This is a genomic window from Variovorax sp. PEI5 (genome assembly GCF_056679935.1).
This window is the reverse complement of record NZ_CM155257.1, coordinates 141,137-155,051: the sequence shown is the minus strand read 5'-3', so window position 1 is coordinate 155,051 and position 13,915 is coordinate 141,137. Positions and strand designations below refer to the sequence as shown.

The 13,915-nt window shown below is 73.4% G+C and carries 7 protein-coding genes; 4 read left to right on the top strand and 3 right to left on the bottom strand.

The features are described from left to right. Positions 1-3 precede the first annotated feature (3 nt). Positions 4-6,075, top strand: a complete 6,072-nt coding sequence (locus AC1MLT_RS00715) for an alpha-2-macroglobulin family protein (protein ID WP_481033383.1) — start codon at positions 4-6, stop codon at positions 6,073-6,075. A 160-nt stretch (positions 6,076-6,235) separates the two neighbouring features. Then, positions 6,236-8,518, top strand: coding sequence for a penicillin-binding protein 1C (pbpC, locus tag AC1MLT_RS00710; protein ID WP_481035072.1), 2,283 nt, complete (start codon positions 6,236-6,238; stop codon positions 8,516-8,518). A 27-nt stretch (positions 8,519-8,545) separates the two neighbouring features. On the opposite strand, the gene AC1MLT_RS00705 is transcribed toward pbpC, so the two are convergent. After that, positions 8,546-9,922, bottom strand: coding sequence for a dicarboxylate/amino acid:cation symporter (locus AC1MLT_RS00705; protein WP_481033382.1), 1,377 nt, complete (start codon positions 9,920-9,922; stop codon positions 8,546-8,548). Positions 9,923-10,109: 187 nt separating this feature from the next. Here AC1MLT_RS00705 and AC1MLT_RS00700 point away from each other — a divergent pair, with 187 nt between their 5' ends. Together AC1MLT_RS00700 and AC1MLT_RS00695 are read left to right on the top strand one after the other, a co-directional pair. Next, on the top strand, positions 10,110-11,333 hold the full coding sequence (locus AC1MLT_RS00700; protein WP_481035071.1) for a Y-family DNA polymerase: 1,224 nt from the start codon (positions 10,110-10,112) through the stop codon (positions 11,331-11,333). Between the two features lie 117 nt (positions 11,334-11,450). After that, the gene (locus tag AC1MLT_RS00695; RefSeq protein ID WP_481033381.1) at positions 11,451-12,815 is read left to right on the top strand and encodes a DNA topoisomerase IB; all 1,365 of its coding nucleotides are present in this window, start codon (positions 11,451-11,453) and stop codon (positions 12,813-12,815) included. On the opposite strand, the gene AC1MLT_RS00690 is transcribed toward AC1MLT_RS00695, so the two are convergent. Both AC1MLT_RS00690 and AC1MLT_RS00685 read right to left on the bottom strand, forming a co-directional pair. Beyond that, on the bottom strand, positions 12,761-13,459 hold the full coding sequence (locus AC1MLT_RS00690; RefSeq protein ID WP_481033380.1) for a hypothetical protein: 699 nt from the start codon (positions 13,457-13,459) through the stop codon (positions 12,761-12,763). The two genes, AC1MLT_RS00695 and AC1MLT_RS00690, sit on opposite strands and share 55 nt — an antisense overlap. Next, positions 13,456-13,833: a response regulator gene (locus AC1MLT_RS00685; RefSeq protein ID WP_481033379.1), complete on the bottom strand. Its 378-nt coding sequence runs from the start codon at positions 13,831-13,833 to the stop codon at positions 13,456-13,458. The genes AC1MLT_RS00690 and AC1MLT_RS00685 overlap by 4 nt, the downstream gene beginning before the upstream one ends. Between the last annotated feature and the right edge of the window lie 82 nt (positions 13,834-13,915).

Here is a 13,915-nt window from a genome sequence, read left to right as displayed (position 1 = left end):
ACCATGAAAATGTTGGCATCCTGGGTCGCTTGCGGACTGGCGCTGCTGAGCCTGGAATCGCATGCGTTGCAGCTCGTGCGCCTCACGCCGCAGGGCGAGGCCGCCCGGGTACGGCAGGTCGTCGCCCGCTTCGACCAGGCCGCCGTCGCCTTCGGCGACCCCCAGGCGGCGGCGCCCTTGCGGGTGCGCTGCGACGACCCGCAGGCCGGCGAAGGCACCGGGCGCTGGACCGGCGACCGGCAATGGGTGTTCGACTTCCGGCGCGAACTCCCATCCGGCATGCGCTGCAGCATCGAACGCGTGGGTGGCTTCCGATCGGTCACGGGCGACGCCCTGAAGGCGCCGGAGCGTTCGGTGTTCACCACCGCCGCCCCGACGGTGCGCGATGTCTGGCCACCGGGCGGCAGAATCGAGGAGCAGCAGAGCTTCGTGCTCGAGTTCGACGGCGCCGTCGTCCCGCCCGACCGCGTGCGCGAGCGGACCCACTGCGAGGTCGAGGGCGTGGGCGAGCGCATTCCCGTCACGTCGATCGAAGGACCCGGGCGCGATGCCGCCCTGATGGCGGTCGGCCGCTCGAAAGCCGCGCGCGCCGCGCCGGCGCGCTTCGCCGTGCTGCGCTGCAACCGCACCCTCAACGCCGGTGGCCGCATGACCCTGGTCCATGGCGCCGGCGCCAGCGCGCAGCGCTTCGGCTACGAGGTGCGCGAACCCTTCGCGGCGACCTTCGAATGCGAGCGCGAGAACGCCCAGGCGGCCTGCCTGCCGCTGCGCCCGCTGGTCCTGCGCTTCAACGCGCCGGTGCCGCGCGCCCTGGCCGCCCAGGTCCGGCTGCGCGGCGCCGGCACGCAGCGCCTGCCGGTGCTCGACGGCACCGCGCCCGGTGGCAGCACGCCGGCGGGCGACGACACGGTGGTCGATTCGCTCAGCTTCGCCCCGCCCTTCGCCGAACGCGCCGCCTTCACGATCGAGCTGCCGCCGGGCCTGCGCGATGCCGCCGGCCGGCCACTGGCCGCGCCGGAGGGTTTTCCGCTCGCCGTGACCACCGGGGCGATGCCGCCACTGGCCAAGTTCGCGGCCGCGCCCTTCGGCGTGATCGAGCGGCTGGCCGAACCCGGCGGCGCGGTCATGCCGGTGACGGTGCGGCGCGTGGAGCCGGCGCTGCGACTGCAGGCGCTGACGCCCGGCCGGGTCAGCACTCTGAACCCGAGCACCGACGCGGAGATCATCGCCTGGTATCGCAAGGTGCGCCGCTACGACCGCAACGAGCGCATCGAGCGTCGGGAGGCGGCGCGCGACGTCGTCGGCTCCCTGCCCCCGGTCATCGACAAGGAGGAGCAAGAGGCGGTCGAGTCGCGCATGGTCTCGCTGCTGGCCGGCCGCAACGGCGCCCGGAGCATGGAGCTCCCCCGCTCGGAGGGCGGCGACCCGCGCCCGTTCGAGGTCGTGGGCATTCCGCTCGCGCCGGGCTTCCATGTGCTGGAGATCGCCTCGCGCCGGCTGGGCGAGGCGCTGCTGGACGCGCGCCATGGCGAGGAGCGCACGATGTATGTCCGCACGACCGCGCTGGCGACCAACCTGGCGGTCCACTTCAAGCTCGGCCGCGAGAACGCGCTGGCCTGGGTCACCACGCTGGACCGGGGCACCGTGGTGCCGGGCGCCGCCGTGCGCGTGTCGGACTGCCGGGGCCGCGAGGTCGCCCGCGGCACCACCGACGCGCGCGGCATCGCCACGCTGGCCGGCATCGCGCCGGAGGCGCCGGGCTGCCAGGCCGAGCACGCGGGCTACGACGGCGAGCCGGCCTACTTCGTCAGCGCGCGCGCCACCTTGCCGGTCGCGCCGGACGCGGCCCCGGGCAGCGCGCCGGTCGAGGACCTGGCCTTCACCTGGAGCGACTGGCAGCGCGGCATCGAGCCCTGGCGCTTCAACGTGCCCACCAGCCTCGACCCGGCGCCCGACCGCATCGCCCATACCGTGTTCGACCGCGTGCTGCTGCGCGCCGGCGAGACGGTTTCGATGAAGCACCTGATGCGGACCCTGACGGCGCGCGGCTTCGGTGTCGTCGACGACCTGCCCGCGACGCTGGTGGTGACCCACGTGGGCAGCGGCCAGCAGTTCACGCAAGCCGTCGAGTGGCGCCGGAGCGCCACCGGCGGGCGCAGTGCGGAGAGCCGCTTCGCGATTCCGGCGGCGGCGCGGCTCGGGCTCTACCAGGTCGAGCTGCGCCAGGCGGCCGGCGCCCCCGGCGGCGAGACCGGCCGCAGCCATGCCGCCGGCCAGTTCAGGGTCGAGGAGTTCCGCCTGCCGGTGTTCGAGGGCCGCATCGGACCGGCCGACGGCCAGCCGCTGGTGGCGCGCGCCTCGCTGCCGGTGGATGTGCGCGTCGGCTATCTCGCCGGCGGCGGCGCGGCCGGGCTGCCGGTGCGCGTGTCGGCCATGGCGCGCGGCAAGTTCCTCGACTTCCCCGACCACGAGGGCTTCGCCTTCGCCCCGCCACGCCGGCGCGACGAGGCGCCGGCCACGGCGATTGGCGGCGAGGCCGACGAGGAGGAAGCCGCGGCCGGCGACGATACCCGCGTCGTCGCCGACCGGCTGCCGCTGACGCTCGACCGCGAGGGCGCCGGCCGGGTGACCATCGACGACCTGCCGGCGGCCACCGGCACGCCGCGCGAACTGCTGCTGGAGGCCACCTATGCCGATCCCGCCGGCGAGGTGCAGACATTGCGCGCCACGCACACGCTGTGGCCGGCGGAGGTGATCGCCGGCGTCAGGACCGAGGGCTGGGTCTCGGCCGGCCGCAAGGTCGCGCTGCAGGCCCTGGCGCTGGGCCTCGACGGCCGGCCGCGCGAGGGCACGAAGCTGCGCGTCGAGGCCGTCTCGCGCGTCACCACCAGCAGCCGCAAGCGCATGGTCGGCGGCTTCTACACCTACGACAACCACACCGAGGTGAAGGACCTGGGCCGCGTCTGCGAGGGCACCGCCGATGCGCGCGGCCTGCTGGTCTGCACGGTCGAGCTCGACGAGCCGGGCGAGATCGAGCTGGTCGTCGTGGCCAGCGACGGGCAGGGCCGCGAGAGCCGCGCCGCGAGCACCGTCTATGTCACGCGCCAGGGCGAGCTGTGGTTCGGCGGCGAGGACCACGACCGCATCGACGTGCTGCCCGAGAAGAAGCGCTACGAGCCGGGCGAGACGGCGCGCTTCCAGGTCCGCAGTCCGTTCCGCTTCGCGACGGCGCTGGTGACGGTCGAGCGCGAGGGCATCGTCGAGACCCGGGTGGTGCGACTCGAAGGACGCGATCCGACGGTGAGCCTGGAGGTCCGGCCCGAATGGGGCCCCAACGCCTACGTCAGCGTGCTGGCGCTGCGCGGGCGGCTGCGCGAGGTGCCGTGGTACAGCTTCTTCACCTGGGGCTTCAGGGCGCCGCGCGAATGGTGGACGGCCTTCCGCCACGAGGGCCGCGAACATGTCGCGCCGACCGCGCTGGTCGACCTCGGCAAGCCGGCCTACCGGCTGGGCGTGGCGGAGATCCGGATCGGCACGCAGGCGCACCGGCTCGATGTCCGGGTGACCAGCGACCAGCCCCGCCATCCGGTGCGCGGCCAGGCGCGCGTCACCCTGAGCGCGACGCGGCCGGATGGCCGTCCCGCCGCCGGCGCCGAGGTGGCGCTCGCCGCCGTCGACCAGGCCCTGCTCGAGCTGCAGCCCAACGACAGCTGGAACCTGCTGGATGCCATGCTGCAGCGGCGCAGCTGGGGCGTCTCGACCTCGACCGCGCAGATGGAGATCGTCGGACGCCGCCACTACGGCCGCAAGGCGGTGCCGGCGGGCGGCGGCGGCGGCAAGGCCCGCACGCGCGAGCTGTTCGACACCCTGCTGCTGTGGAACCCGGCGGTGGTGCTCGACGCCGACGGCCGGGCGGTGGTGACGGTGCCGCTCAACGACACGCTCGGCAGCTTCCGCATCGTCGCCGTGGCCGATGCCGGCACGGACCTGTTCGGCACCGGAGAGACCATGATCCAGACCACGCAGGACCTGCAGATCATCGGCGGCCTGCCGCCCCTGGTGCGCGAGGGCGACCGCTTCACGGCCCAGGCGACATTGCGCAACACGACCACCCGGGCGATGCGCGTCGCGGTCGGCGCCCGCTTCGCGCCCTCCCCGAGCGCACCGAGCACACCGACCGCCCTGCCCCCTCCGAGCGCTCCGATCGCCCTGGCCGCGCAGACGATCGACCTGCCGGCCGGCGCATCGCGGCCGGTCGCCTGGGAGGTGACCGTGCTGCTGGCGCCGGACGGCGCGACCGCGCCGGCCTCGTCCGACGTCCTGGCATGGGAGATCGAGGCGCGCGACACGCTGGCGGGCGATGCCGGGGCGCGCGATGCGCTCCGGGTGCGCCAGCGGCGCCTGCCGGCGGTGCCCGTCGCGGTCCAGCAGGCCGCCCTGGTGCAGCTCGACGAGCGCGACGCCGCGTTCCGGCTCGACGTCGCGCCACCGGCCGGCGCGCTGCCCGGGCGCGGCGGCCTGCGGATGTCGCTGCAGCCCCGGCTCGCCGATGGCCTGCCGGGCGTGCGCGACTGGTTCGCGCGCTATCCCTTCACCTGCCTGGAGCAGCGCGCCAGCCGGTCGATCGGCCTGCGCGACGCGGCGCTCTGGCGCGGCGTGGTCGAGCAGCTGCCGACCTACCTCGACGACGACGGGCTGGCGAGCTATTTCCCGCCCCGCGAGGACGCGGCCGCCACGGGCAGCGACGTGCTCACCGCCTACCTGCTCGCCGCCACCCACGAGGCGGCCCGGATCGATCCGGCCTTCGCGCTGCCGGACGCCCTGCGCACGCGCATGGAGGACGGGCTGATCGCCTTCGTCGAGGGCCGCACGCAGCGCGAGACCTGGAGCCCGCGCCGCGATCTCGATGTGCGCAAGCTCGCCGCGCTGGAAGCCCTGTCGCGCACCGGCCGGGCCCGGGCGTCGATGCTCGGCGGCATCGCCATCGCCCCGGCCCGCTGGCCGACCGGCGCCGTGATCGACTGGCTGCAGGTCCTCCAGCGCCTGCCCGACGCGCCGCAGCACCGCCAGCGGCTCGACGAGGTGGCGCGGGTGCTGCACACCCGGCTCTCCTACCAGGGCACGCGGGTGCTGTTCAGCACCGAGTCCGACGACCACTGGTGGTGGCTGATGCGCAATGGCGATGTCGACATCGCGCGCCTGCTGCTGGCGGTGCTGGAGGAGCCGACGTGGCGGGACGACCTCGGCCCGATCGCCTCGGGGCTGATCGAGCGCCAGACGCGCGGCGCCTGGACCACCACGCCGGCCAACCTGTGGGCCGGCCTGGCGCTGGAGCGTTTCTCGCGCCTGCGCGAGCGCGCGCCGGTCACCGGCACGACCGTGGCGATGCTGGGCGCGCCCTCCGATGGCGCCACTCCCGCGCGCAGTGCCCGCGTCGACTGGCAACGCGCCGGGCGCGATCCGGTGCCACGGCCCGGCGCCGTCGCGGGCGACCCGGGCGGCCGCGACATGTTCCTGCCCTGGCCGGCGGCGGCTCTGCAGCCGGCCCGCCGGACCTTGAGCGTGGCCCACGAGGGCACCGGCCGGCCGTGGCTCACGCTGCAGGCGCTGGCCGCCGTGCCGGCGACGGCGCCGCGCGCCGCCGGCTATGCGCTCAGGAGGAGCGTGACGCCGGTCGAGCAGGCCGAGGCCGGCCGCCTCACGCGTGGCGACATCCTGCGCGTGCGCCTGGAGATCACCGCCAGCGCCGACATGAGCTGGGTCGTCGTCAGCGATCCGGTGCCGGCCGGCGCGGCCATCCTGGGCGGCGGGCTGGGCCGGGATTCGCGCATCGCCACCCGGGGCGAGGCCGCGCCGGCCGGCACCCCGACCACCTTCGAGGAGCGCGGTGCCGAGTCCTACCGGGGCTACTACGCCTTCCTGCCGCGCGGCGTGACGACGCTGGAATACACCCTGCGCCTGAACAACGCCGGCGACTTCGCGCTGCCGGCCAGCCGCGTCGAGGCGATGTACGCGCCCGAGATGTTCGGCGAGCTGCCGAACGCGCGCGTCGTCGTCGCCGGCGCCACGCGATAGGCCGGCCCGGGCCGCTTGGTCACCGATGCCTCCGCTGCCTCCGATGTCCCCGCGCCCGTCCACCGCCGGCGTCGATCCGGCCTCGATGCGCCCCGGGCCGGGGCGCGGACCGAGCGGGACCGCATCGTGGCGCGCCGGTGCCATCGCGCTGGTCGCGCTGATGGCCACATCCGCGGCGACGCCGGCCCGGGCCCTGGCCGGCTTCGCCGAGGTGCGCGCCGCCTTCCGGCCCTCGGATGTCGCGGTGCTCGATCGCGATGGCCAGCCGCTGCAGCGCGTGCGCCTGGACACCGGCGCGCGGCGCGGGCAGTGGATCGCGCTGGCCGATGTCTCGCCCGCGCTGCGCACCGCCCTGCTGCTGAGCGAGGACCGGCGCTTCTACGCCCACGGTGGCATCGACTGGGCGGCGGTGCCGGCGGCGGCGTGGGGCAATCTCTGGCACACCCGCACCCGGGGCGCCTCCACCATCACCATGCAGCTCGCCGGCCTGCTCGACGACGACCTGCGCCGGCGCGATGCCGGCGGCCGCAGCCTGGCGCAGAAGCTCGGCCAGACGCTGGGCGCGACGCGGCTCGAAGCCGGCTGGCGCAAGGACCAGATCCTGGAGGCCTACCTGAACCTGGTGCCGTTCCGGGGCGAGCTGGTCGGCATCGATGCCCTCTCGCGCACGCTGTTCGGCAAGGCGGCGCACGGGCTCGACGCGCGCGAGGCCGCCATCGCCGCCGCGCTGGTGCGCGCGCCCAATGCCCGGCCGGCGCTGGTCGCGCGCCGTGCCTGCGAGGTGCTGCGGGCGATGGAGAGCGGCTCGGACGCGGCCGATCCGGCCATGGCGCCGATGCGGACCGCCTGGACCCCGGCGACCGCGCCGGTGCCGGACACGGCATCGTCGAGCGTCGATTGCGATGCCCTCGGCCTGTTCGCCGAGGCGGCATTGCAGCGGCGCGCCTTCGATGCCAGCGCGGGCATCGCCCCGCACGCGGCGCGGCGCGCCCTGCAGGAGGCCCGCGCGCAGGGCGTCCGGGACCTCGATGCCGGCCTGCGCACCACGCTCGACGCATCGCTGCAGCGCTTCGCGCAGGCCGCGCTGCGGCGCCAGTTGCGCGAACTGCGCGGCCGCCAGGTCGAGGACGCCGCCCTGGTGGTGCTCGACAACGCCAGCGGCGACGTGCTGGCGTGGGTCGGCTCCTCAGGCGACCTCAGCCGCGCGGCCGAGGTCGACGGTGTGCTGGCGCCGCGCCAGAGCGGCTCGACGCTCAAGCCGTTGCTCTATGCCCAGGCCCTGGCCGAGCGCCGCCTCACCGCCGCCTCGCTGCTGGACGACTCGCCGGCGCAGATCGCCACCGCCGGCGGCCTCTACATCCCGCAGAACTACGACCGGCGCTTCAAGGGACCGGTGTCGGTGCGCACCGCGCTGGCGGCCTCGCTCAACGTGCCGGCGGTGCGCACGCTGGTGATGGTGTCGCCCGAGTCGTTCGCGCGCCAGCTGGCGGCGGCCGGCCTGCCGCTGCGCCATGGTGGCGGGCACTATGGCTACAGCCTGGCGCTCGGCAGCGCCGAGGTGTCGCTGCTGGCCCTGGCCAATGCCTACCGCACGCTGGCCAACGACGGCCGGCGCGGCACGCCACGGCTGCTGCCGGGCCAGGCGCCGGGCCCGGCCGCGCAGGCCCTCGACGCCCGCGCCGCCTTCGTCGTCGGCGACATCCTGGCCGACGCCAACGCGCGCGTGCGCACCTTCGGCGTCGACAGCGTGCTGGGCACGCGCTCCTGGAGCGCGGTCAAGACCGGCACCAGCAAGGACATGCGGGACAACTGGGCCGTCGGCTGGTCGCAGCACCACACGGTGGGCGTGTGGGTCGGCAACGCGAGCGGGGCACCGATGCGCGATGTCAGCGGCACCAGCGGCGCCGCGCCGGTCTGGGCCGAGGTGATGGCGCACCTGCAGGCGCGCCGGCCGAGCCGTCCGCCGACCCCGCCGCCGGGGCTGGTGCGGCTGGCGGTGCGCTTCGACGACCGCCTGGAAGCAGCGCGCGAGGAGTGGTTCCTGGCCGGCACCGAGCAGGCCGTGTTCACGCCCCATGGTCCGAGCACCGCCGCCACCGCATCGGGTCGGACGGCCGCGGCGGCTTCCGCCCCATCGGCGCGCCGCATCGCGCAGCCGGCCGATGGCTCGATCGTCGCCGTCGACCCCGACATCCCGCCGGACCGCCAGCGGGTGCGCTTCGAGGCCAGCGGCGGGAGCATCGATGGGGATGGCCTGCGCTGGCGCATCGATGGCCGGCCGCAGGCCCGTGGCGCGGGATTCGGCTGGCTGCCGTGGCCGGGACGCCATGTCGTCGAGCTGACCGACGACCGGGGCCGCACGCTCGACCGCATCCGGCTCGAGGTGCGTGGCGCCGGCGTCCGGGCGGCCGACGCGGGCCGGCCGGCCCCGGCGCCGCGCTGACGGCGCCAGCGCGGCCTCAGCGCGGCCTCAGCGCGGCATGGTGCCGTCGACGGTATCGGTGCCGGTGCCGGCCGCCATGCGCGAGGTCTTGGCGGTGACCAGCACCTCGGGTTCCTGGGCCTCGACCCAGGTCTCGTTGTTCAGCGCCGCGTGCAGGCGCTTCTCGTCGAGCTCGTCGGTCCACTTGGCCACCACCAGGGTCGCCACGCCATTGCCGATCAGGTTGGTCAGCGCCCGCGCCTCGGACATGAAGCGGTCGATGCCCAGGATCAGCGCCAGGCCGGCGACCGGCACCGTGCCCACCGCCGACAGCGTGGCCGCCAGCACGATGAAGCCGCTGCCGGTGATGCCGGCGGCGCCCTTGGAGGTCAGCAGCAGCACCGCCAGCAGGGTGATCTCCTGCGTCAATGTCATCGGCGTGTTGGTGGCCTGGGCGATGAAGACCGCCGCCATCGTCAGGTAGATCGAGGTGCCGTCGAGGTTGAAGGAGTAGCCCGTGGGGATCACCAGGCCGACGCAGGTCTTCTTGGCGCCCAGGTTCTCCATCTTCTCCATCATGCGCGGCAGCACCGACTCGGAGGACGAGGTGCCCAGCACGATCAGCAGTTCCTCCTTGATGTACTTGATGAACTTCCAGATGCTGAAGCCGTGGAAGCGCGCGATCAGCCCCAGCACGACGAAGATGAACAGCAGGCAGGTCAGGTAGAACACGAACATCAGGTAGCCCAGCGACACCAGCGTGCCGACGCCGTACTTGCCGATGGTGAAGGCCATGGCGCCGAAGGCGCCGATGGGTGCCAGCTTCATGATGTAGCCGACGATGGTGAAGAGCACGTGCGAGCTCTTCTCGATCATGTCGAACACCAGCGTGCCGCGGCCGCCGAAGCGATGCAGCGCGAAGCCGAACAGCACCGCGATCAGCAGCACCTGCAGGATCTCGCCCTTGGCGAAGGCATCGACCACCGTCGTGGGGATGATGTTGAGCAGGAAGTCGACCGTGCCGGTCATCTTGCCCGGGCCGGTGTAGGCGGCGATGGCCTTGGTGTCGAGCGTCGAGGCGTCGATGTTCATGCCCGCGCCGGGCTTGAGCACGTTGACCAGCACCAGGCCGACGATCAGCGCGATGGTGCTGACGATCTCGAAATACAGCAGCGCCAGACCGCCGGTCTTGCCGACCTTCTTCATGTCCTCCATGCCGGCGATGCCGACCACCACGGTGCAGAAGATGATCGGCGCGATGATCATCTTGATCAGCTTGATGAAGCCGTCGCCGAGCGGCTTCATCGACTCGCCCAGGTGCGGGAAGAAGTGTCCGAGCGCCACGCCGATGATGACGGCCGTGATGACCTGCACGTACAGGGATCGGTAGATCGGCAATTTGCCGGGGCGGGGCGAGGGTGTCATGGATCTTGGAGTAGTAATTTCGGACAAGGCCGGGGATTCTCCTTCTTTCGTTGTGGTTTGTGCATCGGCCCGTCGGTCGGGGTTTTCATCGGGCCGATAGAGAGGCTGCAAGGTGTATGCGCCGGCGACGAGAATCACCGGCGTGAACGTTCCCGCCCCTCCCGTCCGGCGCATCGCCCACCTCGACATGGATGCCTTCTACGCCTCCGTCGAGCTGCTGCGCTACCCGCAGCTCAAGGGCCTGCCGCTGGTCATCGGCGGCGGCCGGCGCAAGGCCGACGACGCCATCCGCGACGTGCCCGAGGGCGGCACGCTGGCCGACATCCCGGTGGCGGCCTTCCCACGCCTGAAGGACTATGCCGGGCGCGGCGTCATCACCACCGCCACCTACGCGGCGCGGCAGTTCGGCGTCGGCTCGGCCATGGGACTCATGAAGGCGGCCAAGCTGTGCCCGCAGGCGCTGATCCTGCCGGTCGATTTCGACGAGTACCGGCGCTTCTCGCGCCGCTTCAAGGACATCGTGACCGAGCTCGCGCCGGTGATGGAGGACCGGGGCGTGGACGAGGTCTACATCGACTTCACCGACGTGCCCGGCGGCCAGCGCGAGGGCGGCCGCGCGCTGGCACGGCTGATCCAGCGCTCGATCCTCCAGGGCACCGGGCTGACCTGCTCGATCGGCGTGGCGCCCAACAAGCTGATCGCCAAGATGGCGAGCGAGTTCGACAAGCCCAACGGCATCTCGGTGGTCCACGAGGAGGACCTGCGCACGCGGATCTGGCCCCTGCCCGCGCGCAAGGTCAATGGCATCGGGCCCAAGGCCGATGCCAGGCTGGAGGCCCTGGGCCTGCGCACCGTGGGCGACATCGCCGCGCGCGAGCGCGACTGGCTGATGGCGCATTTCGGCAAGGCCACCGGCGCCTGGATGCACGAGGTCTCGTGGGGCCGCGACGACCGGCCGGTCGTGACCGAGAGCGAACCGGTGTCGATGAGCCGCGAGACCACCTTCGAGCGCAATCTGCATGCGGTGCGCGACCGCGCCGAGCTGGGCGCGATCTTCACCCACCTGTGCGAGCGCGTGGCCGAGGACCTGCAGCGCAAGGGCTATGTCGGTCGCACGATCGGCATCAAGTTGCGCTACGACGATTTCCGCATCGCGACACGCGACCGCACCATCGAGCATTTCGTCGCCGATGCGAAGTCGATCCGGCAGGCCGCCGGCCAGTGCCTCAAGCGCGTGCCGCTGGAGCGCCCGCTGCGGCTGATCGGCGTGCGCGTCGGCACGCTGGCCAAGGCCGGCAGCGCCGCCGCGCGGGCCGGCGCCGCCGCGTCGGCCGTCGCGGCGGCCGATGGCCAGGGAGGCGCGGCGACATCGCCCCGCCGGCCACCGGCGACCACCGCCTCGCTCTTCTGAATGGCGCGCGTGCCCACGGGCGCGCCGCGCACCCGGCACATTTGCGGCGTCCTACAGTCGACGGCCCGCCGGCGCGCGCATGTTCGGACGCATCCGAACGATCACGCCAGAGACGCCATGCCCACCGCCCGCTCCGCCGCCACCGCCGCTTCCTCTTCCTCTTCCTCATCCACCAGCACCGCGGCCGCCGACGCGCGACCCGACCCCCTCCCCGGCGGCCTGGTCTACGTCAATGCCGACATGCCCGGCCTGCGTCGTTTCCGGCATGGCGAACGCTTCCGCTACAAGGACGCGGCCGGCCGCTGGCTGCGCGATGCCGGGGAGATCGCGCGCATCGACGGCCTGGCGATCCCGCCGGCCTACACCGATGTCTGGATCTGCCCGCTCGCGCAGGGTCACCTGCAGGCCACCGGCATCGATGCGCGCGGTCGCAAGCAATATCGCTACCACGCGCAGTGGCGGGCCCTGAAGGACGAAAGCAAGTTCGAGCGGCTCGAGGCCTTCGGCCAGGCCCTGCCGCGCATCCGCGCCCGTGTCGCGCGCGACCTGGCCGCCGGCGGCGACGCCGCGCTCGACCGGCAGCGCGTGCTGGCCACCCTGGTGCGCCTGCTCGACACCACCTTCCTGCGCGTGGGCAACGAGGAATACGCGGCCAGCAACGGCTCCTATGGCCTCACCACGCTGCGCAACCGCCATGCCGACATCGAGGGCACGACGCTCAGGCTGCACTTCAAGGGCAGGAGCGGCGTCATGCACAGCGCCGAGGTCGACGATCCGCGCGTGGCGCGCATCGTGCGGCGCTGCCAGCAGCTGCCGGGCCAGGACCTGTTCCAGTACCAGGACGAGGACGGCCAGCCCCGTGGCCTGTCGTCGAGCGACGTCAACGACTACCTGCGCGAAGCCTCGGGCGAGCATCTCACCGCCAAGGACTTCCGCACCTGGCATGGCACGGTGCAGGCCCTGGAACTCACGCGGCTGGCCTGCGAACAGGGCCAGGGCGCCTGCGCCCTGGAAGGCGGAGCCGCCACGGCCGCCCGCGCCCTGCCGGCCGCGCGCTTCAACGCCAAGGAGATCGTGGCCGCCGTCGCGCGGCAGCTGGGCAACACGCCGGCGGTGTGCCGCAAGGCCTATGTGCACCCGGCCGTGCTGTCGCTGGGCGGCCAGCTCGCCGCCGATGCGGGCACCATGAGCGACATCTGGCGCACGCTGGCCGGCAAGGCCCGCGCGGCACGGCGCCTGCACGCGGCCGAAGCGCGGCTGCTGGCCTTCCTGCGCGGTCACCGGCTCACCCTGGCGCGCGAGGCCAGGCAGGTCGCGGCGAGCACGCGCCGGCCCGGGCGCCGGGCTGGCACCGCACAGGTCGCGCGGGCGGTACGGGGAGATCGTGCCGGAGCGAAGCCGGCCGGTGGCGTGAAAGCCGAGGGCCGTCAGCCGGCGGCGAGCGGCAGGCGCACGGCGTCGCGCTCGATGGTCAGCGCATAGCCCAGGTCGTCGGCCAGCGACTGCAGCGCGATGGCGTCGATGGCCAGCGCGCGGGGCGCGCGATGGGCCCCGGTGTCGGAAGGCGCGGCTTCCGTGTCCCCGGTGCTCGCCCGCATCCACAGGCCGGCATCGCCATCGGCGGCGACGTGGATGCCCACCACGTGCGGCACGTTGTCGTGCAGGTAGCCCAGGGCGCCCAGCAGCAGGTAGCGCAGCGAGGCACCGGATGGCCAGACGGTGGCCGATGCATCGGTCGCGCCGGTGGCCGGAGCGGCATCGAAGGCCTCGTCGGAGGTCAGGCGCACGCCCTGGAAATCGAAGGCGGCGCGCATCAGGTTCATGCATTGCGCCACCAGGGCGGCGCGGGTGATGCCATCGTCCTCGACCGCCAGTTCCCAGTCGCGCAGGGAACGCACGGCGGCGACCAGTTCGGCGATCTGGTGGTCGATCAGGGCCGCGCGCTCCTCGCACACCGCCGGGTCGATGGTCGCGGCACCCAGTTGGCGCCGCAGCATCAGCAGTCCCATGCGCATCACCGACACCGGTGCCGCCATGTCGTGGCGCAGGGCCGGCAGCGCGCGCGTGAGGAGTTCGTGCCGCACGCCCGCGGCGATCCAGCTGCGAGCGCCCGGAGAAGCTTTCATGAAGACGATGAGGAGGAGGAAGAGGACTTGGCGACGGCCTGCTCGAGGATGCGGTCGAGCGCATCGAAATCGATCGGCTTCTGCAGGTGGTGGTCGAACAGCTTCGGATCGCTGCCCAGCGTGTCGTGGGAGGACAGGCCGGTCACCGCCACCAGCAATGCGGGCGGCCGGCTCGACGCCCGCAGGCGGCGCGCGACCTCGGTGCCCGGCAGATCGGGCAGCGTGATGTCGATCAGCGCGACGTCGAAGACCTCCTCGGCGCCGGCGATGAGCGCCTCCTGGGCCGAGTAGGTGCAGCGTGCCGTGTGGTCCTGCAGCGAGAGGAGCTCCTGCAGCAGGTCGGCCGCAGCCTGGTTGTCGTCAACGATCAACACGTTCAAAGTGGGTACCCCAAATGCCTGGATGTGGCTAGAAAGACAGCATTCGAGTATCGATCCGAAGCGAAAACACGCACGT

Bases quoted from the DNA above. Each gene is read 5' to 3' on its own strand.
- AC1MLT_RS00705 (WP_481033382.1), bottom strand. From the start codon at position 9,922: ATGACACCCTCGCCCCGCCCCGGCAAATTGCCGATCTACCGATCCCTG.
- AC1MLT_RS00690 (WP_481033380.1), bottom strand. From the start codon at position 13,459: ATGAAAGCTTCTCCGGGCGCTCGCAGCTGGATCGCCGCGGGCGTGCGG.
- AC1MLT_RS00695 (WP_481033381.1), top strand. From the start codon at position 11,451: ATGCCCACCGCCCGCTCCGCCGCCACCGCCGCTTCCTCTTCCTCTTCC.
- AC1MLT_RS00700 (WP_481035071.1), top strand. From the start codon at position 10,110: ATGGATGCCTTCTACGCCTCCGTCGAGCTGCTGCGCTACCCGCAGCTC.
- AC1MLT_RS00715 (WP_481033383.1), top strand. From the start codon at position 4: ATGAAAATGTTGGCATCCTGGGTCGCTTGCGGACTGGCGCTGCTGAGC.
- pbpC (WP_481035072.1), top strand. From the start codon at position 6,236: ATGGCCACATCCGCGGCGACGCCGGCCCGGGCCCTGGCCGGCTTCGCC.